The organism is Mycobacterium sp. DL, assembly GCF_039729195.1.
GTDB lineage: Bacteria > Actinomycetota > Actinomycetes > Mycobacteriales > Mycobacteriaceae > Mycobacterium > Mycobacterium hippocampi_A.
Genome location: NZ_CP155796.1, coordinates 5,674,781 through 5,697,721, shown reverse-complemented (window position 1 = coordinate 5,697,721; position 22,941 = coordinate 5,674,781). Strand labels below are relative to the sequence as shown.

General features: G+C 67.5%; 19 protein-coding genes and 2 pseudogenes. 3 read left to right on the top strand and 18 right to left on the bottom strand.

Annotated elements, in window-relative coordinates:
* Positions 1 to 10: 10 nt before the first annotated feature.
* From obgE to ABDC78_RS27035, 11 genes are all read right to left on the bottom strand, one after another.
* Entirely contained in the window at positions 11 to 1,468 is a 1,458-nt protein-coding gene (gene obgE / locus ABDC78_RS27085) for a GTPase ObgE (protein WP_178356904.1), read from the bottom strand.
* 90 nt (positions 1,469 to 1,558) lie between these two features.
* A complete protein-coding gene (gene rpmA / locus ABDC78_RS27080) occupies positions 1,559 to 1,825 on the bottom strand; it encodes a 50S ribosomal protein L27 (protein ID WP_178356905.1) in 267 nt (88 codons plus the stop codon).
* 17 nt (positions 1,826 to 1,842) lie between these two features.
* A complete protein-coding gene (rplU, locus tag ABDC78_RS27075) occupies positions 1,843 to 2,166 on the bottom strand; it encodes a 50S ribosomal protein L21 (protein ID WP_178356906.1) in 324 nt (107 codons plus the stop codon).
* A gap of 181 nt (positions 2,167 to 2,347) precedes the next feature.
* Positions 2,348 to 5,224: an Rne/Rng family ribonuclease gene (locus ABDC78_RS27070; RefSeq protein ID WP_347133545.1), complete on the bottom strand. Its 2,877-nt coding sequence runs from the start codon at positions 5,222 to 5,224 to the stop codon at positions 2,348 to 2,350.
* A gap of 425 nt (positions 5,225 to 5,649) precedes the next feature.
* The gene (gene ndk, locus ABDC78_RS27065; protein WP_178356908.1) at positions 5,650 to 6,060 is read right to left on the bottom strand and encodes a nucleoside-diphosphate kinase; all 411 of its coding nucleotides are present in this window, start codon (positions 6,058 to 6,060) and stop codon (positions 5,650 to 5,652) included.
* A gap of 36 nt (positions 6,061 to 6,096) precedes the next feature.
* Positions 6,097 to 6,441 (bottom strand): DUF4233 domain-containing protein, encoded by a 345-nt coding sequence (locus ABDC78_RS27060; RefSeq protein ID WP_178357207.1) that lies wholly within the window; start codon positions 6,439 to 6,441, stop codon positions 6,097 to 6,099.
* Positions 6,442 to 6,488: 47 nt separating this feature from the next.
* The gene (locus tag ABDC78_RS27055) at positions 6,489 to 7,904 is read right to left on the bottom strand and encodes a Mur ligase family protein (RefSeq protein ID WP_178356909.1); all 1,416 of its coding nucleotides are present in this window, start codon (positions 7,902 to 7,904) and stop codon (positions 6,489 to 6,491) included.
* A gap of 28 nt (positions 7,905 to 7,932) precedes the next feature.
* Positions 7,933 to 10,554 (bottom strand): valine--tRNA ligase, encoded by a 2,622-nt coding sequence (locus tag ABDC78_RS27050; protein WP_218620231.1) that lies wholly within the window; start codon positions 10,552 to 10,554, stop codon positions 7,933 to 7,935.
* Between the two features lie 115 nt (positions 10,555 to 10,669).
* Positions 10,670 to 11,275, bottom strand: coding sequence for a DUF937 domain-containing protein (locus ABDC78_RS27045; RefSeq protein WP_178356911.1), 606 nt, complete (start codon positions 11,273 to 11,275; stop codon positions 10,670 to 10,672).
* A 76-nt stretch (positions 11,276 to 11,351) separates the two neighbouring features.
* Positions 11,352 to 12,608 carry a saccharopine dehydrogenase NADP-binding domain-containing protein gene (locus ABDC78_RS27040; RefSeq protein ID WP_178356912.1) on the bottom strand — a complete coding sequence of 419 codons (1,257 nt, stop codon included), beginning with the start codon at positions 12,606 to 12,608 and terminating at the stop codon, positions 11,352 to 11,354.
* Between the two features lie 11 nt (positions 12,609 to 12,619).
* Complete coding sequence (locus tag ABDC78_RS27035; protein ID WP_178356913.1) at positions 12,620 to 14,623, bottom strand: prolyl oligopeptidase family serine peptidase; 2,004 nt, start codon at positions 14,621 to 14,623, stop codon at positions 12,620 to 12,622.
* Between the two features lie 184 nt (positions 14,624 to 14,807).
* On the opposite strand from ABDC78_RS27035, the gene ABDC78_RS27030 reads away from it, so the two are divergent.
* Positions 14,808 to 16,145, top strand: coding sequence for an ammonium transporter (locus tag ABDC78_RS27030; protein ID WP_178356914.1), 1,338 nt, complete (start codon positions 14,808 to 14,810; stop codon positions 16,143 to 16,145).
* Positions 16,146 to 16,364 carry a hypothetical protein gene (locus ABDC78_RS27025; protein WP_178356915.1) on the top strand — a complete coding sequence of 73 codons (219 nt, stop codon included), beginning with the start codon at positions 16,146 to 16,148 and terminating at the stop codon, positions 16,362 to 16,364.
* Positions 16,365 to 16,428: 64 nt separating this feature from the next.
* Here ABDC78_RS27025 and ABDC78_RS27020 read toward each other — a convergent pair whose 3' ends face one another.
* Genes ABDC78_RS27020 through ABDC78_RS27010 form a run of 3 tightly spaced genes read right to left on the bottom strand, consistent with a single transcriptional unit; the run spans position 16,429 to position 18,927 of the window.
* On the bottom strand, positions 16,429 to 17,406 hold the full coding sequence (locus tag ABDC78_RS27020) for a DUF3445 domain-containing protein (RefSeq protein WP_178357208.1): 978 nt from the start codon (positions 17,404 to 17,406) through the stop codon (positions 16,429 to 16,431).
* Between the two features lie 28 nt (positions 17,407 to 17,434).
* On the bottom strand, positions 17,435 to 18,388 hold the full coding sequence (locus tag ABDC78_RS27015; protein WP_347133245.1) for a PDR/VanB family oxidoreductase: 954 nt from the start codon (positions 18,386 to 18,388) through the stop codon (positions 17,435 to 17,437).
* Positions 18,385 to 18,927 (bottom strand): dimethylamine monooxygenase subunit DmmA family protein, encoded by a 543-nt coding sequence (locus ABDC78_RS27010; RefSeq protein ID WP_178356916.1) that lies wholly within the window; start codon positions 18,925 to 18,927, stop codon positions 18,385 to 18,387. Before ABDC78_RS27010 ends, ABDC78_RS27015 begins: the two co-directional genes overlap by 4 nt.
* Before the next feature lie 149 nt (positions 18,928 to 19,076).
* Here ABDC78_RS27010 and ABDC78_RS27005 point away from each other — a divergent pair, with 149 nt between their 5' ends.
* Positions 19,077 to 20,243, top strand: coding sequence for an FAD-dependent oxidoreductase (locus ABDC78_RS27005; RefSeq protein WP_178356917.1), 1,167 nt, complete (start codon positions 19,077 to 19,079; stop codon positions 20,241 to 20,243).
* A 177-nt stretch (positions 20,244 to 20,420) separates the two neighbouring features.
* On the opposite strand, the pseudogene ABDC78_RS27000 reads toward ABDC78_RS27005, so the two are convergent.
* The 4 genes and pseudogenes from ABDC78_RS27000 to mobA form a co-directional block, all read right to left on the bottom strand.
* Positions 20,421 to 20,651, bottom strand: a pseudogene (locus ABDC78_RS27000) (transglycosylase family protein); the annotation flags it as partial.
* Between the two features lie 350 nt (positions 20,652 to 21,001).
* A pseudogene (locus ABDC78_RS26995) lies at positions 21,002 to 21,229 on the bottom strand (transglycosylase family protein); the annotation flags it as partial.
* 957 nt (positions 21,230 to 22,186) lie between these two features.
* A complete protein-coding gene (locus ABDC78_RS26990; protein ID WP_256735832.1) occupies positions 22,187 to 22,321 on the bottom strand; it encodes a hypothetical protein in 135 nt (44 codons plus the stop codon).
* A gap of 12 nt (positions 22,322 to 22,333) precedes the next feature.
* Positions 22,334 to 22,936 carry a molybdenum cofactor guanylyltransferase gene (gene mobA / locus ABDC78_RS26985; protein WP_347133244.1) on the bottom strand — a complete coding sequence of 201 codons (603 nt, stop codon included), beginning with the start codon at positions 22,934 to 22,936 and terminating at the stop codon, positions 22,334 to 22,336.
* Positions 22,937 to 22,941: the final 5 nt, after the last annotated feature.

The following is a 22,941-nucleotide window of genomic DNA, read 5'->3' as shown; positions in this document are numbered from 1 at the left end:
GCTCTTCGCGCTAGCGCTCATCGCTTCCGTCTTCTCCGGTTTCCCGTCGCGCCTTGCGTGCTGCCTTGCGCTCGTCGGCCGACACCCGGTCGGTCTGCTCGAGCCGGATATCGGTGCCGCGACCGGACATCTGCATGTCCACGCCCGCCGGGGTCTGGGGCTCCCAGTCGAACGTCATGTCGCCGATGGTCACAGCACACCCGGGCCGGGCGCCGAGCTTCAGCAACTGGTCTTCGACACCGAGGCGCGCAAGTCGGTCCCCCAGGTAGCCGACCGCCTCGTCGTTGTCGAAGTTGGTCTGCGCCACCCACCGTTGCGGCCGGGTGCCGCGCACGACGAACCCGCCCATACCGTCCGCCTCGACGGTGAACCCGCTGTCGTCGACGGCCACCGGCCGGATCACCGGGCGGCGAGGGACCACCTCGGGTTGGGAAGCGCGGTAGGCAGACACCATCTCCCACAGCGCAAAAGTCAGGGGCCGCAGACCCTCCCGGGCTACTGTCGACACCTCGTAGACGGGCCAGCCGAACTTGCCGGAGACATCCTCGCGGACGAAGTCGGCGAGTTCGCGTGCCTCGGGAACGTCGATCTTGTTGAGCACCACGGCCCGCGGACGTTCGGCGAGATCACCCAGCGTCGAATCCCCTTGCAATGTCGGGGTGTACGCCGCGAGTTCGGCCTCGAGCGCCTCGATGTCGGAGACGGGGTCGCGGCCGGGTTCGAGCGTCGCACAATCCACGACGTGCACCAGGACCGCGCACCGCTCGAGGTGACGAAGGAAGTCCAGTCCCAGCCCGCGCCCCTCGGAAGCGCCGGGAATGAGCCCGGGAACATCAGCGACGGTGAAGGTGTGATCTCCCGCGGAAACCACGCCGAGGTTCGGCGCCAACGTCGTGAACGGGTAGTCGGCGATCTTCGGCTTCGCCGCCGAGATGGCCGACACCAGCGACGACTTGCCCGCCGATGGGAAACCGACCAGGCCGACATCGGCCACGGTCTTGAGTTCCAGGGTCAGATCGCGGATCTCACCCTTCTCGCCGAGGAGTGCGAAGCCGGGGGCCTTACGCGCACGCGACGCCAGCGCTGCGTTGCCCAGACCGCCCCGGCCTCCGGTGGCGGCGTCGAACCGTGTTCCTGCGCCGACCAGATCGGCCAGCATGCGGCCGCGCTCGTCGAGGACGACGGTGCCGTCGGGCACCATCACCTCCAGGTCGGCACCCGCGGCTCCGTCGCGATTGTTGCCCGCGCCCTGTTTTCCCGACGGGGCGACCACGTGGGGGTGGAAGTGGAAGTCCAGCAAGGTGTGGACCTGCGGATCGACGACGAACACGATGCTGCCGCCACGTCCGCCGTTGCCACCGTCGGGGCCACCGAGCGGCTTGAACTTCTCACGGTGGACCGAGGCGCAGCCGTTTCCGCCGTTGCCTGCCCGCGCGTGAACGACGACGCGGTCGATGAACCGGGTCATCGGACTTCCTTTCCATCACGAAACCTACGTTTTGCCTACGAAGCGCCAGAGCCCCTCTGCAAAACGTCGATCTCGACGGTGGAGAGGAACCTACGCGTCGACGCGTGCGACCCGGACGACGTTGACGAACTTGCGTCCGCGCTTCTTGCCGAACTCCACGGCGCCGGGCGCCGTGGCGAACAGCGTGTCGTCACCACCACGACCGACGTTGTCGCCGGGGTGGAAGTGAGTGCCGCGCTGCCGGACCAGGATCTCGCCGGCCTTGACGACCTGCCCGCCGAATCGCTTGACTCCCAGACGCTGCGCGTTGGAGTCGCGACCGTTGCGTGAGCTGGAAGCGCCCTTCTTGTGTGCCATGTCTGCCGCTCCCGTCGTTACTTGATGCCGGTGACCTTGAGCACCGTCAGCTGCTGACGGTGGCCTTGGCGCTTGTGATAACCGGTCTTGTTCTTGAACTTGTGGATCCGGATCTTCGGGCCCTTGGTGTGCTCGAGGATCTCGCCGGTAACCGCGACCTTCTCCAACGCCTTGGCGTCAGTGGTCACCTTCGAACCTTCGACGACCAGTGCGACCGGCAGCGACACCGTGCCGCCGGGCTCGACGTCGAGCTTCTCCACCTTGACGATGTCACCGGCGGCGACCTTGTACTGCTTGCCACCGGTCTTCACGATCGCGTACGTGGCTGATTCGGCTGCCATCGATGGTCATCCTCTACTTCGCGTGCGGGCGCGCAGCACCTGGGGTGTGCGTGCGGGTCTGGGGCGCAGGTGAACCGAGTACCTGCGCGAACACAGTCTCGGGACTTCCTGCTGTCTCCCGCCGGCCATGGGTAGGCCCTGGAGACAACTGCTCAAGGTTACGTGACCAGCGGGTAGAGGGTCAAACCGCCGGCGGGCCCGCGGGTCGCGCCGCGGCGCGCCGTCGGTGCCTGCCGCTGGGAGCGGCGGCGACAGGCTGCTCAGGCTCGTCGTCCTCGTCTGAATCGTCGTCATCGTCGTCATCGTCGTCATCGTCGTCGTCGTCATCGTCGTCCGACCCGTCGAGGACCTCGATGTCGTCGTCCTCGTCTTCGTCGTCGTCATCGTCGAGGTCGATCTCATCGCTGTCCTCGTCGTCGTCTTCGTCCGAGTCCTCGTCGTCCGAGTCCTCGTCGTCCGAGTCGTCGTCGTCCGAGTCATCGTCCTCGTCGTCCGAGTCATCGTCCTCGTCGGCGTCGTCGATGACGGCGTCGCGGATCGCTTCGGGATCGAATTCGGCGACCTCTTCGACGCCCTCGGTGACGTCCTCGTCGCCCTTGTCGTCGTCGTGCTTGCCGTTCGCCGCGGCCATCGCCTTGAACATCGGGTGCTCACCGGGAGAGTGCGCCGGCACCTTGACGACCGGCACTTCCTGCGCATCTCGTGCACCACGTTTGCCGCGCTTGCTGCGGCGACCGCCTCCGCCGCCTCCACCGCCGTTACCGCCACCTGCGGAATCGGACTTGCGTCCCGCGGTCGATCCGGAGTCGACGGGATCACCGTGCAGCATGATGCCGCGACCGGCGCAGTGCGAGCAGGTGGTCGAGAACGCCTCGATCAGCCCGGTGCCGAGCTTCTTGCGGGTCAGCTGCACCAGCCCCAATGACGTCACTTCCGACACCTGGTGGCGAGTGCGATCACGGGCCAACGCTTCGGTCAGCCTGCGCAGCACCAGGTCCCGGTTGTTCTCCAACACCATGTCGATGAAGTCGATGACGATGATGCCGCCGATGTCACGCAGTCGCAGCTGCCGGACGATCTCCTCGGCTGCTTCGAGGTTGTTGCGGGTGACGGTCTGCTCCAGGTTGCCGCCCGATCCGGTGAACTTGCCGGTGTTGACGTCGACGACCGTCATCGCCTCGGTGCGGTCGATCACCAGCGTGCCGCCCGACGGCAGCCACACCTTGCGGTCCAGCGCCTTGGCGAGCTGTTCGTCGATCCGGTGCACGGCGAAGACATCAGGGCCGTCGGCCGACGCGGGCTCGTACCTCGTCATCCGCGGCAGCAGCTCCGGGGCCACCGCGTTGACGTAATCGGTGATCGTCTTCCACGAATCCTCGCCGGCGACGATCAGCCCGGTGAAGTCCTCGTTGAACAGGTCACGAATGACCTTGACCAGCACGTCGGGCTCTTCGTAGAGCGCGACGGCGGCACCTGCGGCTTTGTTCTTGGTCTCGGTCGCCCGGGCGTCGATCTGATTCCAGCGCTCCTGCAGCCGGTCGACGTCGGTCCGGATGTCCTCTTCCTTGACCCCTTCGGAGGCGGTGCGGATGATGACGCCCGCATCCGAGGGAACCACTTCGCGCAGGATCTCCTTGAGCCGCTGACGTTCGGTGTCGGGCAGCTTTCGGCTGATGCCTGTGGACGACGCGCCGGGCACGTACACGAGGTAGCGGCCGGCCAGCGAGATCTGCGTGGTCAGCCGGGCGCCCTTGTGGCCCACGGGATCCTTGCTGACCTGGACGACGACATAGTCCCCGGGCTTGAGCGCCTGCTCGATCTTGCGCTGCGCGCCGCCGAGGCCGGCGGCCTCCCAGTTCACCTCACCTGCGTACAGCACACCGTTGCGACCGCGACCGATGTCGACGAACGCGGCTTCCATCGACGGCAGCACGTTCTGCACGATGCCGAGGTAGATGTTGCCCACCAGCGACGCCGAGGCCGCTGAGGTGACGAAGTGTTCGACGACGACACCGTCCTCGAGGACGGCGATCTGCGTGTAGCGGGCCCCTTCGTGCGGCGGTTCGGTGCGCACCTTGTCGCGCACGATCATGGTCCGCTCGACGGCCTCGCGGCGAGCCAGGAACTCGGCCTCGCTCAGGATGGGGGGCCGACGGCGGCCGGCGTCGCGGCCGTCTCTGCGCCGCTGCCGCTTGGCCTCCAACCGGGTGGACCCGCTGATCCCCTGGATCTCGTTGTTCGACGAGGAACCATCGCCGCCGCCCTTGGCACGCCGGGGCGGACGTTCGTGCACCACCGTGTTGGGCGGATCGTCGGGCGCGGTGCCGCCCTCGTTGTCGTCACCCGATCCGGACTTGCGGCGCCGGCGCCTGCGTCGGCGGGTCTTGCCGCCGTCGGCACCCGAACCGTCGTCACCGTTGTCGTCGTCGCCGTCACTGTCGTCGTCGGACTCGGCCTGGTCCCCGTCCGCTGACGGGTCGCCCTCGGCGTCGGAACCGGAATCGTCCCCGTTCTGCTCCCCGCGGCCACGGCCACGACCCCGGCGTCCACGCCTGCGGCGCTTGGCGGCCGGGCGATCGGCGTCGTCATCGGAGTCCGAGCCGTCGTCGTCGGAGTCGTCGTCCTCGTCGCTGTCGTCCTCGTCGCTGCTGCTGGTGACTGCTTCCGCGCGCACAGGTTGCGGAGCGACGAACAGCGGCAGGTAGTCGGCCGGCTCGGCGGGGCTCGAGGTCGGCGTCTCCAGGATCAGCCGCGACTCCGGCTCCTCCTCGGCGACGTATTCGGCCTCCGGTGCTGCCTGGACGCTCGGCTCGGGCTGGACGGTGGCCTCGGGCTCGGCGGGCGCGTCAGGTTCGGCAGTCGTCTCCGGCTCCGCGGCGACGGGCTCAGGCTCGGACTGGGGTTCGGCGGCCTCCGGCTCGGCCAGGGCTTCGCGGACCCGATCGGCTTCGTCGCGACCCAGCGTGGAGTGCGCGCTGCGGGTCCGGCCGTCGAGCTCGACCAGGGCTTCGATGATCCGCTTGCTGGTGGTGCCCAGGACTCTGGCCAGCGAATGCACCCTCAGTCGCTCAGGCGACGGTGCAGCCTTCGCTTCACCGGAGGGGTCCGCGACATGCTCGGTCCCTTCCGGGAGGTCGTGGGTCGAAGCTTGCAAGTTCTCATTGTCGGCCACGTATTCTCCTCAAGCCCCCGGGCGCGTCATGTTGCTGACGCGGCCACGCGAGGGCTTCGTTTTTGTGTCCGGGTCAACTACTCCCGGACTTGTTATGGTCTCGCCCCGAGTGATCCACGAGGGAACGGTCTCGGTGCCGGTCTGAATGATGGCTGGACGGTCGGCGCCACGCCGCAGGTTGCGGAGGTCGCACTCGTCGAAGTCTTCATCCGGGTAGCCAACCTTGGGTTGTAAGGCAGGTCACCCGCGCCCAGTATCCCACATCCCGACGGGCGGACCGATCAGGCTGGGTCGAACGGCTTCGCGGCGTCCTACCGGCCGGGGAACCAGAGCTCGATCTCACGGACCGCCGAGTCGGGCGAATCGGAGCCGTGGACGAGGTTGTACTGGGTCTCCAACCCCAGGTCACCGCGGATGGTGCCGGGCGTCGCCTTCTCCACCGGGTCGGTCCCGCCGGCCAGCTGCCGGAACGCCGCGACGGCCCGGGGACCTTCGAGGATCGCCGCCACCACCGGTCCCGAGGTGATGAACTCCAGCAGCGACGGGAAGAACGGCTTGCCCTCATGCTCGGCGTAATGCGCACGGGCCAGCTCGTCGCTGACGTCCTTCAGCTCCAGGGCCGCCACGGTGAGGCCTTTGCCCTCGATTCGGCTGAGGATCTCTCCGATGAGGCGGCGCTCGACACCGTCGGGCTTGATCAATACGAGGGTTCGCTCAGTCACGGCCGACAGCCTATCTGTCCGACGACCGCGCGGCGATCAGGTCTCGTCGCCCTGCGGCTGCTGCCCGGGAAGAAGACCGCGCTTCTGCCGGCGGAGCACCTCCGCGCGCAGATACGCGATGAGCAGCCAGACCACGGTGAACAGAAGGCCGATGAAGCCGACGCCGGGATAGATCACCCATCCGGCGATCAACACCACCTGGACGCCCAGATTGGCCCAGATCGCCCAGGGTCGCCCCTGGATACCGGCCATCAGCACCAGCAGCACCGCGAAACCCACGACAAAGACCGTCGACCCGAGCGACAACCCACCGCCGACGGCGTTCACGACCGGCAGCGCGAGCAACACGACGATGGCTTCCAGAATCAGCGTGCCCGCCATCACCCCGCGGAAGCTCTTCCACGGGTCGGGAGGCTGCGTCGGCTCGGTCACGCCGGGTCCTTTCCGAACAACGTTCGGGCCGCGCCGGCGGTGACGACCGATCCGGTGATCACGACGCCGACCCCGCCCATACCGCCGTCACCCTCGTTGCCGGATTCCTCGACGAGCGCAGTAGCGGTCTCGATGGCATCGGCCAACGTGTTCGTGGTGATGACACGCTCCGGGCCGAACCGTTCCTCGGCCTTCAGCGCCAACGACGGCACGTCCAACGCCCGGGGTGATCCGTTGTGCGTGACGATGATCTGGTCGAGCACCGGTTCGAGCGCGGCCAGGATTCCGTCGGTGTCCTTGTCGGCCATGACGGAGACGACGCCGACGACGAACCGGAAGTCGAACTCCTCTCCCAGCGCCTGGGCCAACGCGGCGGCCCCCGCCGGGTTGTGTGCCGCATCGATGAAAACCGTGGGCGCACTGCGCATCCGCTCCAGCCGGCCGGGCGAGGTGACGGCCGCGAAGCCGGCCCGTACCGCGTCGATGTCGAGTTGGCGATCCGCTCCGGCCCCGAAGAAGGCCTCGACGGCGGCGAGGGCGAGCACGGCGTTGTGGGCCTGATGCTCGCCGTGCAGCGGCAGGAAGACATCGGAGTACACCCCGGCGAGCCCCTGGAGTTCGAGCAGCTGCCCACCGACAGCCACCTGCCTGCCGAGCACCGCGAACTCCGAGTCCTCGCGGGCCACCGCGGCGTCGGCGCGCACTGCCTGCGCCAGGAGCACCTCCATGGCTTCCTGCGGCTGGCGGCCGAGCACGGCGACGGTGTCGGTGGGGACGAGATCATCGGACTGCCTGGTGATGATCCCCGCCTTCTCCCCCGCGATGTCGGTGATGGTCTCGCCGAGGTAGTCGACGTGATCGATGCCGATCGGGGTGATCACCACGACCGGCGCGTTGATCACGTTGGTGGCGTCCCATCGGCCACCGAGGCCGACTTCGACGACCGCCACGTCGATGGGGGCGTCGGCGAAGGCGGCGAACGCCATGGCGGTGACGACCTCGAACTTGCTCATCGCCGGACCGCCGGCTGCCTGCGACTGCTGGTCGACCAGTTCCACGAACGGCTCGATCTCCCGGTACGTGTCGACGTAGGTGGCCGGGCTCACCGGCCTGCCGTCGATGGAGATGCGTTCCACCGCCGACTGCAGGTGCGGGCTGGTGGTGCGGCCGGTGCGCCGGGCGAGTGCGGTCAGCAGCGCGTCGACCATCCTGGCCACCGACGTCTTGCCGTTGGTGCCCCCGATGTGAATCGACGGATAACCGAGTTGAGGCGAACCCAGCATCTCCATCAGCGACGAGATCCTTGCCGTGCTGGGTTCGAGTTTGGTCTCCGGCCAGCGCTGGTCGAGCAGGTGCTCGACCTGAAGCAGCGACGCGATCTCGTCCGGGGTGGGTTCGGGCTCGACGGTCATCTGTGCCCTCGGCTCTTCGCGCAGGCGCTCATCGCTGCAGCGACTCGAGCCTGGCGGTGATGCGCTCCACCTCTTCGCCCGCCAACTTCTGGCGGGCCCGGATCTTGTCGACGACCTCCGCGGGTGCCTTCGCCAGGAACCCCTCGTTGCCGAGCTTGCCCGCGGTGCCTGCGAGTTCCTTGCGTGCAGCGGCCAGGTCCTTCTCCAGCCGACGTCGTTCGGCAGCCACGTCGACGGTGCCCGACGTGTCGAGTTCGACGACCACGGTGCCGGACGACAGTCGGACCTCGAGGGAGGCCGACGGGGCGAAGCCGTCACCCGGCGGGGTCAACCACGCCAGCGCCGTCACCGCCGGAACGTGCGCATCGAGTCCCGCGGCGGTGACGTCGGCGAGCCGGGCAGGCACCTTCTGCCGGTCACCGAGGCCCTGGTCGCTTCGGAACCGACGCACCTCGGTGATGAGCTTCTGCATATCGGCGACCCGTTGTGCGGCAGCATGATCCACGTCGAATCCCGAGGCGGTCGGCCAGTCGGCGATGACGAGCGACTCGCCACCGGTCAGCGTCTTCCACAACACCTCGGTCACGAACGGCATCACCGGGTGCAGCACCTTGAGCAGTGTGTCCAGGACGGCGGCGAGCACCGCTGTGGTATGTGAGATGCCCTCGCCCAGTTGGACTTTGGCGAGTTCGACGTACCAGTCGCAGAACTCGTCCCACGCGAAGTGGTAGAGCGCTTCACATGCCCTGCTGAACTCGTAGCTGTCCAGTGCCGAATCCACCTCGGCACGAACCTCTTCGAGCCGGCCCAGTATCCAGCGGTCGGCGTCGGTGAGCTCGCCGGCGGGCGGCAGCGGCGCCGGGGCAGCCCCGTTCAGTAGCGCGAACCGGGTCGCGTTGAACAGTTTGGTGGCGAAGTTCCGCGATGCCCGGGCGTGGTCCTCGCCGATGGACAGGTCACCACCGGGGCTCGCCCCGCGGGCCAGGGTGAACCGCAGTGCATCCGCACCGAACTGCTCCACCCAGTCGAGCGGGTCGATCCCGTTGCCCTTCGACTTGCTCATCTTGCGGCCGAACTCGTCGCGGATCAGCCCGTGCAGGAACACATTCTTGAAGGGAACCTGCGGTTCACGGGCGCCATCTCCGGTGATCGCAGGATCGTCGGCCACGAAGGTGCCGAACATCATCATCCGGGCCACCCAGAAGAACAGGATGTCGTAGCCGGTCACCAGGACCGTCGTCGGATAGAACTTGGCCAGGTCGTCGGTGTGATCCGGCCAGCCCATCGTGGAGAACGGCCACAGTGCCGAACTGAACCAGGTGTCGAGGACGTCGGGATCCTGCTCCCAGCCCTCCGGCGGCGTCTCGTCCGGTCCGACACACACGGTTTCACCGTTGGGCCCGTGCCAGATCGGGATTCGGTGACCCCACCACAACTGACGCGAGATGCACCAGTCGTGCATGTTGTCGACCCAGCCGAACCAGCGGGGTTCCAGGCTGGCCGGGTGGATCACGGTGTCGCCGTTGCGGACTGCGTCGCCGGCCGCCTCGGCCAGGGATTCGACCTTGACCCACCACTGCAGGCTCAGCCGCGGTTCGATCGGCTCGCCGCTGCGTTCGGAGTGCCCCACACTGTGCAGATAGGGCCGCTTCTCGGCGACGATGCGGCCCTGCTCGGCCAGCGCCTCACGGACCGCCACGCGACCTTCGAACCGGTCCATTCCGTCGAATCGGGTTCCGGTGTCGACGATCCGACCCCTGGTGTCCAGCATCGAGGGCATCGGCAGCTGGTGGCGCATCCCGATCTCGAAGTCGTTGGGGTCGTGGGCGGGTGTGACTTTCACTGCGCCGGTGCCGAACTCGGGATCGACGTGGGCGTCGGCGACAACAATGATGTGACGATTCAAAAACGGGTGCGGCAGCGTCTGGCCGACGAGGTGGCGGTAGCGCTCGTCGTCGGGGTGCACGGCGATCGCGGTGTCGGCGAGCATCGTCTCCAGGCGGGTGGTCGCCACCACGATGTGCGGCTCGCCATCCTCCATCGAGCCGTACCGGAACGACACCAGTTCGCCCTCGACGTCCTCGTACTTGACCTCGAGGTCCGAGATCGCCGTCTCCAGCACCGGTGACCAGTTGACCAGCCGCTCGGCCTGGTAGATCAGCCCGGCGTCGAAGAGCCGTTTGAAGATCGTCCGCACAGCACGCGACAGGCCGTCGTCCATGGTGAACCGGTCACGGCTCCAGTCGACGCCGTCGCCGAGGGCGCGCATCTGCCCGCCGATGGTCCCGCCGGATTCCCGCTTCCACTGCCAGACCCTGTCGATGAACTGCTCTCGGCCGAGGTCCTCCTTGGTCTTGCCGTCGGCCACCAGCTGCTTCTCCACCACCGACTGCGTGGCGATGCCTGCGTGGTCCATCCCCGGCAGCCAGAGAACCTCGTAGCCCTGCATGCGCTTGCGCCGGGTCAGTGCGTCCATCAGCGTGTGGTCGAGCGCGTGCCCCATGTGCAGGTTTCCGGTGACGTTGGGCGGCGGCAACACGATCGAGTAGGGAGGCTTGTCGCTGCGGGGATCGGCACCGAAGTAGCCGGCGTCGACCCACCCCTCGTACAGGGTGCTCTCCACCGCCCCGGGGTCCCACGATTTGGGCAGGGCTTGGAGGCTCGGGGACCCGTCGAGGCCGCTGCGGGCAGTGGGTTGGGAATCGGCGGTCACCGAGCCATTCTAGGAAGACGCCGCGAGCGGCTCACCGCCGCCCGACGCGGCGCTACTTCTTCCCGCCGAGCAGTCCGCCCAGGATGTCGCCGAGGCCACCGCTCTTGTTGCCGCCGAGAACGCTGCCCAGGATGCTGCCCAGCGGATTGTCACCGCCGCCACCAGCTGCGCCACCGCCTCCGCCACCCAGGATGCTGCCGAGGATGTCGCCGATTCCGCCGCCGCCCTGCGCCTGAGGTTCGGCCGCCGCCTTGCCCCCGGTGAGTTGCTTGCCGATGTAGGCGAGCACGATCGGGGCCAGGATCGGCAGCAGCTTCTGAATCAGGTCGCTGTTGCCGGCGCCGCCACCGGCCAACGCCGATGCGACCTGGCCGGTGTCGTTGCCACCGAAGATCTTCGAGATCGCCTTGGAGCCGTCCGCCTCGTCGACCTGATCGACGCTCACCCCACCGTCGAGGAGCCCGCTGGCCGCGTGGTTGTTGGCCGCCGAGGCGATGTTGTTCGCGGCGGCGGGATCATGTGCGTTCTGCTGGAGGCCACCGACCAGGACCGGTACCAGCGTCTTGACCGCGTTATTCACCTCCGCCTCGTCGACGCCGAACCTGCTGGCGATCTGCTGAGTGGGAATCTGAGCGAAGAGTTCGTCGAGCCCGGCCATCACATCCACCTTCATCGCTGGAAACGCATGTCGTGCCTGACACTAAACCCGATCGCGTGCCGTGGCGGGCGTTCGGTCAGGCCAGCGCCGACACGTCCAGCGACACCCCCGCCGCGGGGAACCGGGCGAGCAGCGCGTCACCCATCGCCGCAGCGGGCGTCAGCACTCCGTGCAGATCGGAGAGCGTGTCGCGGTCCATCGCGAGCGCCAGACCGCTCTCCCCCAGCAGCACCGAGGTCGCCTTGTAGCCCGGGTCGCCCCGCTGCGACATCCGGGCCATGTAGCGTGCACCCGTCGTCGTGGTCGTGTAGGTCTCGACGGTGTAATGCCCCTGCTCCCGGGCCTGCTCGCTGGGCCCGCTACCGGCCTTGGGCAGGACCCGCTCGAGCAGACGTTCCGGCACCCGGTCGAGGAATCGGCCGCCGAGTGCGATCGTTGCGACGTTGCCCCCGGTCGCCATCGCCGCGGCCAGCGGCGCGACCACCGATCTGCCCAGGCTCATCTGCTCGGCGTACTCGAACCGCTTGCCGTAGGCGTAGTCGAGCAGCGCATTGCTGCGCCGGACGATGCGGGTGTTGGGAAGCGCCATCGCGAACGCACCGACCCAGTAACCGTCGAGTTCGGGGGCGATGTCGCGGCCGCGTCGCCACCGGGCGTCGGGTTGGCCGCCGAGTTCGGGTTCCGCGGAGCGGTCGGGTGTCAGTGTGTACGGGTCGTTGAGCAGTCGGCGCGCCTCGGGATCTTTGGAGGCCTCCCGGAACAGGTTCGTCATCGACGCGATCGTGCCGCCGGAGAGTCCGCCGGCGAAACGCCGGACCACATAGTTGGTGTCACCGAGCTGTCCGGCACCGTCCTGTTCGGCCCGGCGGTGCAGTGCGAACACGGTCAGATCCGAAGGGATGGAGTCGAACCCGCACGCGTGCACGATGCGCGCACCGGTGTCGGCGGCCTGCTTGTGGTGCAGGTCGATGCATTCGCGGACGAACAGCGGTTCGCCGGTCAGGTCGGCGTAGTCGGTGCCGGCGGCCGCACACGCCGCGACCAGGGGAAGGCCGTAGCGCAGGTAGGGCCCGACCGTGCTGATCACGACCCGGGTGCTGGCCGCCATCGCGTTCAGTGTCGACGGCTGCGACGCGTCGGCGGCGATCAGCGGCCAGGCCTGCGCGGCCTCGCCGAGCGAGTCGCGCACTGCCAGCAATCGGTCGGTGGACCGACCGGCGAGGGCGATGCGCGCGCTGCCACCCGCAGCGGCGAGATACTCGGCGGTGAGCTTGCCGACGAACCCGGTGGCGCCGTACAGGACGATGTCGTACTCGCGTTCGGGTGCGTTCATGAATCCCGACGCTACCCGAGCGTGTCGGGCAGTTCGACGTCCCTTCCGAGCACGTGCCGGGACAGGAAGGCGCTCACCACCTGATACCAGATCTTGGCGTGCTGCGGACTGAGCACCCAGTGGTTCTCGGACGGGAAGTACAGGAAGCGATGCGCGGTGGAACCGTCGTCGGCGGCGGGCAGAGCCGACCGGCTCAGCAGCTCGTACCACAATCTCAGCGCCTCGCCGATCGGCACCCGATAGTCCTTGTCGCCGTGGATGACGAGCATGGGTGTGGCGATCTCGGTGACGAACCGGTGCGGTGAGTTCGCCGCCGCCATCTCCGGGGTCATCTCCCTGGCCCACCAGTAGGCACCGTCGGTGGTAGGGCCGAACTGGTCCAGCGCCCACAGGCTCGCGTGGGTGACGATCGCGGCGAAGCGGTCGGTGTGCCCGGCGATCCAATTGGCCATGTACCCGCCGAAAGAGCCGCCCATCACCGCGGTGCGGGTCTGGTCGACCCCCGGGTGCGCGCACGCGGCGTCGGTCGCCGCCATCAGATCGGAGTACGGCGCGAATCCCCATGCGCCCCAGCCCCGTTGAATGAAGTGCTGGCCGTAGCCGGTCGACAGGGCCGGGTCGGGAAGCAGCACCGCATATCCCTGGGCGACCATCAGCCACGGATTCCACCGCCAGTGCCACGCGTTCCAACTCGCCAGCGGGCCGCCGTGGACCCACAGAAGCAGTGGAGCAGGCGCGTCGTCGTCGCAGCCGTGCGGAAGCGCCAGCCAGGACCGGACAGCCTGACCGTCATCGGCGGTCGCGGTCACCTCGGTCAGCGTGCCGGGCAGGTCGGGTAGCGGCACACACGGCAGCACGGTCACTGATCCGTCGGCATCGATACGCACGGGATGCTGTGGTGTCGCGTAGGAACTGCGAAGCGCGAACAGCACGCCGCCGGGCGCGGTGCGCACATCGGAGTAGGTGAAGTCGTCGGAGACGATCGGGTGCACGGCGCCCGACCGGGGGTCGACGGCAGAAACGGGACCTCGGCCGTGGTCGTCGGCAGTCACGATCAGCGACGAACCGTCGGCAGACCACGTCACCGAATTCGGCCATCTGTCCCACTCTCCGGTCAGTTCCACAGGGTCCGCGCCGAAATGCATGATGCACAGCGTGATTCGCGGCGCCTGCCGGGGTGTGGAGATGGTCTCGCGGGTGAACGCCACCGACCGCCCATCGGGCGAGATGGCCGGGTGCCCCAGATCGGCGTCGGGATCGTCGGCGATGACCGATCGGTCCGCCGTGGCGACGTCGATCCGCACCAGGACGCTGCGAACGGCCGCGCCGGGCACCGGGACCTGCCACGTCGTTACCACGAAGGTGCCGTCGCGGCTCAGATCGAAGTGCGCCTCGCGCAGCGCCGGGCCGGGGTCGGGTGTGAGGTCGCGGCCGTCGGCGCCGAACAGGTGCGTGAGGTCGGGGCCCAGGTCGTGGTCCCAGTACCGGACCGGGTAGCCCGCGTGCAGCACCGCCGACACCTTGCTGTCCTTGCGCACGCTCCTCAGTCGACGATCCTCGTCGACGTCGGTGGCCGACGGAAGCCGCGACGAGGAGACCACGGTGGTGTCCGCCGCAGCGGCTGACACCACGGCGCCGACACCACCGGGGAACGCCACGGCCTCGTGGGCTTCACCTCCGGCGGCGGGAAGCCGCCACAGCGACTTCGGCGGTTTGTCGTCCTCGTCGTTGGGCCGGGCGGCCAGGAAGAGCAGATCGCCGTCGGCCGTGAACTCCGGCGCCGACTCCCCCGCGGCGCCGTGGGTGATCCGGCGCGCAGGCTGTCGTCCGGCTGGATCGAGTTCCCACAGCGAGCTGACGAACTCGGTTCTCTTGTGGTCGAGTTCGCTCACCGTGGTGACGATGCGAGATCCGTCGTGGGACACCGCAAGCCCAGAAACCCTGGGTAGGGCCAGGAATGTGTCGAGATCGCCGAACGGCGTCGGGCAATCCCGGGCGCTGGGAGCAGAAGACATACGGATTTCGTAACACACGCCACGGCATGACTTCACGTGGAATTAACTCGCCTTGACAGGTGGGACACATTCACACAGTTAGCGTCAAGCCTCGTACACCGTCAGTACCTCGCGAACACTGCGGATAAACGCAGTGGTCCGAAAAGCCATTCCCTAGCCCCCTTATCCCGGCGGAGGTCCCCCCTTGACACCCGAAGTCGAGGACGCGATTGCGTCCATGGCCGCAGTCAACAACGAGTTCTTCTACTGGATGTCCATCGCCTTGATGATGCTCATCCACGCAGGCTTCCTCGCCTACGAGATCGGCGCGTCGCGCTCGAAGAACGTTCTGGCAACGGCGATGAAGAACCTGCTGGCCTTCGCCACGATCGTGGCGTCGTTCTTCTTCGTCGGCTGGTTCCTGTACAACGCGATGCCCACCGGATTCATCGAGTTCAACGACGCGGCCAAGGCAGCCCTGCCGTGGAGCGACAACATGGGCCCGAATACCGACGATCCCGCCAGCGGCATCTTCTGGGGCGCGTTCGCCCTTTTCGCGGCGACCACCGGTTCGATCATGTCCGGGGCGGTGCTCGAACGCATCCGCACCAGCGGCTTCCTGGTCCTGACCGTGTTCGTCGGCTCGGTGGTGTGGATCATCGGTGCGTCATGGGGGTGGCACGGCGCCGGCTGGATGCTGACCGAACTCGGTTTCCACGACGTCGGTGCGGCCGGTTGTGTGCACATGATCGCGGGCTTCGCCGCGCTGGGCATCCTGATCAACCTGGGGCCGCGGATCGGCCGGTTCCTGCCCGACGGCACAGCGGTGACCATCCGACCGCACAACCTGCCGTTGACGATGGTCGGACTGTTCCTGATCTTCACCGGGTTCTTCGGCTTCCTGATGGGCTGTGTCATCTACGGTCCGGGCGGCTACGCCACGATCTACGGAAGCCCGACGACGTTGAGCGCCTTCGCCTTCAACACGTTGATGGGTCTGGCCGGCGGCATCATCGGCGCCTACCTGACCTCCCGCGGTGAGCCTTTCTGGACGATCTCCGGCGGGCTCGCGGGTGTCATCGCCGTCGCAGCGGGAATGGATCTCTACCATCCGGCACTGACGTTCGTCATCGCGTTGGTGGGCGGCGGCCTGATCCCGTTCATCGGCAAGCTGCTCGACAAGATGAAGATCGACGACGTGGTGGGCGCGGTCGCCGTGCACGGCGGAATGGGCTTCTACTCGCTGATCATGGCGGGCATCTTCCTCGCCGGCTACCCCAACACCGACGGCAACCCGTCGATCTCGTTCTGGGGTCAGCTGATCGGTGCGGTCACCTTCGCCGCTCTGGGGTTCTTCCCCGCGTACCTGCTGTCGCTGGGCCTGAAGAAGGCCGGCCTGCTGCGGATTCCGCCCGAGGTCGAGTTGCAGGGCCTGGACCTCTCCGAGGTGCCGGCCACGCCCTACCCCGAGGGAATCCCGGTGACCGAGATGCGTGCCAGCAGCGGCACAGCAGTGCTCGTCCTCGGTGAGGAGGTGAAATAAATGTTCAGTCCGATCGACAGCTATGACGTGCCCGGCGTGGTATTCACCTTCGGCGGCAACAGCTTCGGCACGTGGTTGTTCTTCATCCTCGCGGTGGTGCTCTTCGTCGGATTCTTCGTCCGGATGATCCAGCACGAGAACCACGCGTACAAGGCGATCATCGACCACACCCCGGTCGAGAAGGGGCCGGTCGCGGAAGGCGAACCGCCGGCGTACTGACACTCACGCAGGCAGAGACGAAGTCGCACGGATCCATTCGGATCCGTGCGACTTCGTCGTCTGCTCAGCCTGCGTTGCGCAACCAGCGCACCGCATGATCGCGGTAGGCGATGATGCCCTTGTAGTCGGCCATGTCGTCCGGTAACTCGGCAAGCACGGTGGCCGCCCGCTCGCGCCACGGTTCGACGGTCGCGACGTCGGCCAACGGCAGCATGTAGGAGCGGATCAGAAAGCAGATCGCCCCGGATTCGGGCAACCGGATGAGGTGCTGAACCTCGACCCTCAGGTGAACGAGACGCCCGAAGTCGTCGTCGGACGCGGACTGGATCATGGTTCGGTCAGGGCCCCATTCGTGATAGCGCTCCGTCGAGATGTCAAGGCGACGACCGATGGTCAGCGTCCAATTGGTGCGCCGGTAGGTCTCACCGGGCTGCAGTCGCATCAGGAACTCGCGTGCACGGGTGATGACACCCGACGCGCGGAGTCGCGGAACCGGGCCGTGGATCTCCAGGAACGTCATCCCGACGTCGAACCCGAAGGACCAGTCCGCGGCGAAGGTCACCACACCGGCGTCACCGAAGAGGTCGCCGTCACGCTGGTCGAGCAGGACGATGTCCTCCTGCACCTGGCCGGCGATGTAGGCCAGTGGTTCGGCGGGCAAGGTCGCCTCGTCGCCGATCACAAAATCCTGCGACACACCGAGTCTGTCGTTGCGCCAATGCCATCCGGCGTCACGCCGCTGCAACGACATGGTCTCCGGATATGCGGCCGCCATCTCCTGCATCAACGTCAACATCGTGTCCCAGCACGCGGGCCTCATATGAGGCAGCACCGCGTACCGGGTCGGGTCCGCGGCGAGAACAGCGGCGCGCTCGGCGATTTCGTGCTCGTACTCGCTGTCGATGTCGACAACCCGCTCTCCCCAGCGCCCGGCCGGGGTATGAACTGCCGAACCCGCCGGCTCGACGTTGGTGGAGTACCGGTAGGTGTCGGCGGCGAACGGGAACGGGAACGTCTCGATCAGGTCCGGTGCCGACAACAGGTGTTCTACGCTCACGTCGCTTCTCCAATCACAGGGTCAACTCCAGGGTCTGGCCGTCGGCGCGGGACACGCAGGCCATCAACGAATCCCCCGCGTGCTTCTCGGCGTCATTCAGGAACAGGTCGCGGTGCGTGATGGCCCCGCGTGCCACCGGGATCCGGCACTCACCGCACACCCCGCGTCGGCACAGGCTGGCCACGTCGTACCCGCGGCTCTCGAGCGCTTCCAGCAGTGACACCCCGGACTCGACGGTGAACTCCTCACCGGTGGAAGTGACGTGGACGGCGAACGGTTCTCCGGGATCGAGTGCGTCAGATCCGAAGTGCTCCACATGGATCCGGCTCCCCGGCCAGCCCAGCTCGGTGGCGGCCGCTTCGACGGCGGCGATGAACAGACTGGGTCCACAGATGTAGAGGTGTGCGCCGAACGGTTGGTCGGCCAGGCTCGTCGACAGCTCGGCGAGGAATTCGTCGCGGCGGGTGTGGATCGAGGCGTGCCCGGCCAGCGCGCGCACCGTGTCGACGGAGGTATCGCGGCCGGCACGATGGATGTAGAGCACCCGGGTGTCCCTCCCCCACAGACGCGCAGCCCGCAGATGCGACACAATCGGGGTGATCCCGATTCCCGCGGCGACCATCAGATGCCTGCGGGCGCGCAGCACGGGGGCGAACGCACTTCGAGGCAGGCGGGTGACCACGGTGTCACCCGCCGCCAGCTCGTCGTGGATCCAGCGCGAGCCGCCGGATCCGTCATCACATCGCAGTACCGAGATCACGTACTCGTCGGGCGTGATCGCCTCGCCTGTCAGTGAATACGCGTTGGCGTTCCGACCGGATCCACCACATTCGACGACGATGTGGCTGCCGGGGGTGAACGACGGCAGGGCTTCGCCGTCGGGACGGGCGAGCGTCACCGTGCGGATACCCTCGATCGTGTCGTCGATTCGGGTGACGACCAGTTTGAGGGTGCCGTCCGTGCTCACCGGGCCACCTGCTGCTCGGCGTCGACCATGTAGCCGAGGTGCGCGCCCAGCCGGCGGGATACGTGGTAGTGGACCAGCAGGTTGCGTCCGCACCCGCGGCACGGCACCACGTCCTCGAGTTCGACGGGGGCGCAGGTGATCGTTCGGCAGTGCACACACTGCACGGCGCGGGTGTCCACGTCGGTCGACGCCACCGTGATCTCGTCGTCGGCGACATCCAGCTGCACGGCCGCGGCGCGCAGTCTCAGGCACGTGTGGGCCGGGCCGGCCATCATCAGTCGCCATCCGACCCGCGCTTCGGCGAGGTCGGCGACCAGGGCGGCCCGCGCCTGCTCATCACCATCGATCGCGTCGATCTCGTGCAGCCGCACTGCGGATCGGCCGGCGGCGGTGAGCTCGGCGCTCCACGCCCGGGCGATCTCGGACCCGGCAGCTCCGAAGCCGATGACAGTCCAGGATCGGCCGGAGGAGTCGGCAGCGGGGCGGGCGGGGGCGGTCGCCCAGGTGGGCACGCTGGTCAGCTCGAGGGCAGGTCTCATGAAACCTTCCGGGGTACACCTGTGGTTGACATGGTTACCCTTCAGGAAACCAGCCTCGCGTTTCGCCGATGTGACTTGGCTGTCTCGTCTGTTTGACGAGTGCCCCGCCGGAGCCCGGATGACCGGTGAGCGCCGGATAGGGTCTGCCCATGTCCGCGCACATCGCCGTGATCGGCGCCGGCATCGCCGGTTTGGCCACCGCGGTCGCCCTGCGCGGCACCGGCCTCGACGTGACGGTGATCGAACAGCGCACCGACACCGCGACGGGTGCGGGCATCAGCATCTGGCCCAACGCACTGGCCGCGCTCGACGAGATCGGACTGGGCGACGCGGTGCGAAGCGCCGGTGGCCGGGTGACGGGCGGGGCGATCCGCTGGCGCGACGGCACATCGCTTCGCCGTCCGTCGGCCCAGCGCATCGTCGATGCACTCGGCGAACCCCTGGTGGTGGTGCGTCGGTCCACGTTGACCGACATCCTGCGCGGTGCGCTGCCCGCCGGCAGCGTCGAAACCGGGACCACCGCGACCGGACTGGTCCTCGCCGATTCCGCCGTTCGGATCACCCAGGCCGACGGGAAGGTCAGAGACGTCGACGCAGTGGTCGGCGCCGACGGCGTCAACTCCATGGTGGCGCGCACCCTCAACGGCCCGCTGTCCAGCCGGTACGTCGGATACACCGCCTGGCGGGGAGTCGCCGCATATTCACTCGACCCCGCCCTGGCCGGCGAGACCATGGCAGCGGGTGCCGAAGTGGGACACGTGCCGCTGGGCCCCGATCACACCTACTGGTTCGCCACCGAACGCGCCCGGGAAGGAAGTGTTGCCCCAGGGGGCGAGCACGCCTACCTCATGGCACGGCTCGCGACCTGGGCTGATCCGATACCGCAGTTGATCGCCTCGACCGACCCGGCCGATCTGTTGCGCAACGACCTGTACGACCGAGCGCAACCCCGGCGATGGTCCCGGGGACCCGCGGTGATCGTCGGGGACGCCGCCCATCCGATGCGTCCTCACCTCGGGCAGGGTGGCTGCCAGGGACTCGAGGACGCCGCGATTCTGGCCCGTTTCGTCGAACTGTCGCCCGACCTGTCCACCGCCTTCGATCGCTTCGGTGAGTTCCGTCGACGACGGGTCCGCCCGCTGGTGGCGGAATCGGCGATGATCGGCAGGCTCGTCAACCTGCGGCCATCGTTCCTCAGCGGTGCCGCGAGTCGGGCCAGCGGTCTGATCCCGGAGCGCGTGGTGACGTCACACCTGGCCTCGATCGCAGCCACCTCGGCATTCGTGCTGCCCACTGCGGCGGACGCCGCCGGCTGAGTCGGCAACCCGTCAGCGCGCCGCGCGGGGCGTCGTCAGCGCGGTGCACATCTTGCGCAGGTCGAGGATTCCGCCGAAGACCGAGGTGGGCATCGCTGCGCACCCCGTCGCCTTCGCGGGAACCGTGGCCGGTGTGGCAGGTGCGGCGGGCGCGTTGCCCCACACCTGAGCAGCCATGCCCTTGGCGCCGCACTTCGGCCACGCCTTGATCCCCTGGGTCCGCAGCACGTTCTCGGCGACGCGGATCTGCTCGGAGCGTGATGCGGTCGCCGGGCTGCCCACCCCGCCGTTGGAGGCCCAGGTGGCCGGCTTGAACTGCAGGCCGCCGTAGTGGCCGTTGCCGGTGTTGATCGACCAGTTCCCGCCCGATTCGCACTGCGCGATCGCGTCCCAGTTGACGGTGTCGGCATGCGCGGTGGCGGTGCCGCCGTCGAGTGCCATCGGCACGACGGCGAGCGCTCCGGAGATCGCGGTGGCCATCAGGCCTTTGGTGACAACCTTACGAATGTTCATCTCTGCGGTCCTTCCCCGACCGTTGTGACTCAAGGCCCGCGAGTGAAGTGGTGGTGCGCTCTCCGCTGCGGTTATCCGGTCTGTCGGGTGACCCACATCACCTGTTACGGAGGGTGCGAAAGTTTTAGTAGTTGCTTATCTGACGTAAGAGACTCCTGAGAGACGCGGGGCGAGAGCGGTCCCAGACACGCAGAGGCGGTGCCGGCATCTGCCGGCCCCGCCTCTGTCGGGTGCGTCTGGGTGTTCTAGCCGCGTCCACCGCAGGTCGGCCATGCGCCGATGCCCTGCGTCTGCAGCACGTTCTCCGCCACTCGGATCTGCTCCTCGCGGCTGGCGTTGTGGGGCGACCCGTTGCCACCGTGGGACTGCCAGGTGCCCATCGCGAACTGCAGGCCGCCGTAGTAACCGTTACCGGTGTTGATCGACCAGTTGCCGCCCGACTCGCAGGCAGCCACGGCATCCCAGTTGACGCTGTCCGCGTTGGCGGTACCGGTCGCCAGGACCATCGGCGCTACTGCGAGTGCTCCGGCGATGGAGGCCAAACCGAGCGTCTTCCGGATGTTCTTCAACTTCGATCCTTTCGCCAAGCGCACGCCAACGCCGCCCGCGCGGATACGCGGGCACTGCCTGAACTCAGGCCGGATGGTTGGGTCGTCCCGTTTCGGTCGGACACGACAGGGGAGGCGGCAATACACCTCGCCGGGTTCTGCACCCGACGACCGCCGGAGACCGATCGGCCTCCCGCAGACCCCACGCACACAGGTTTCGTGGGTTTTGAATTATTTGCTTCGTTTGAAGCTGATTGGGACCGTACAAACCCGTTCGCCTGATGTCATATCGGTGTAGAACGTGTCGCGAACAGATCACGGAATGATCACGACCCATCGCCGGCGCCGTCCACGCAGGTCAGCAGCGGGTTTTGAGCCACCGCCGAAATCCCAGCCCACAGCGATGAGCGTGAGCCAAATCACGGGTCCTTTGTGAGCTGGGACACCCCCGACGGAGTCGGCAGTGCCGCACCGCGGCGAAATGAGCGTCCACACTGCGATTCTGGGCCGGTTCGGCGCCCGGAGTCACAGGTTCAGGGGAGTTCGCCTTCGCTGAGCCCGCCGCTTGGTCGACAGCTGCGACGGTCGTCAAAAACGCTGCAGGAGAACGCTTCCAGCGGCTCACCTCAGTTGCGCATGGCTGCGCCCCCGCTCCCGATACCGCGAACTTCCAACGGCCGAGACACTCACAGTCGTTGTCGGACAAACACTTTCGGTTGGCAACCTGCCAAGGCCAGTGGCGAACCGATTGTCCGACTCCCCCGAGGGATGCCTATCGCACCACGGCAGTCGATCGCCACCTGGTCATTCAGGCACCCGAGGCGCGAAGAGTGTTCGAATTGGCTGCTTTTCGAGATGGGCGGCCCTCAAAACCACTGGGCATCAGACTATCTCAGGGACATAACGGGCGATATCCGGAAAGAGCGCGCTCAGATAACGTCGTTTATCACGAAATGTATTTGAATAATTGGCTGCACCGAATTGTTTCGCTAGCTGTTCTAACTCAATATCAGCCATTCACTGAGTTTGCTAGGTCAAACGTGGCGGTATGACGGCTTCGAGTTCGGCGGGTGTGTTGACGTTCGCCAGAGCCGCTTGCTCGGGCATCACGATCCGCTGGGTGTCGACGGTGTCCACCAGCGCGCGCATGCTTCGGGCACCGGAGTGCACGAGGTCGGCGATGGTGGCGTGCAGCGCGGTGCGGTAGATGCCGGCGAGATAGTGGTCTCGGCCGTCCCAGGGCAGGACGACGTCGACTCCGAGTCGTCCGGCGGGTCCGGTCAGGGTCTCGATCAGCTCGGTGGTCAGCTCCGGCATGTCCACAGCACAGACGAAGGCGTGCTCGACCCCTGCCTCGGCGGCTGCCCGCAGCCCGCGACCGGTCGCCAGCAGCGGTCCGACCCCGCGGACCTCGTCGCGCAGAACGGACGCCGGCAGATCGGGAAGCGCCTGACCGGGAGCAGCGATGACAAAAACGGGCGCACACCGGCCGACGACCGTCGACACCGTTCGTTCGACCAGCGTCGTCGGACCGTCTGGTGTGTCGATGACCACCGTGGCCTTGTCCCGGCCCATCCGCCGGGACGCGCCGCCCGCCAGCACCACAGCGGCCAACGGCAGGGACGGCGTCACACCGC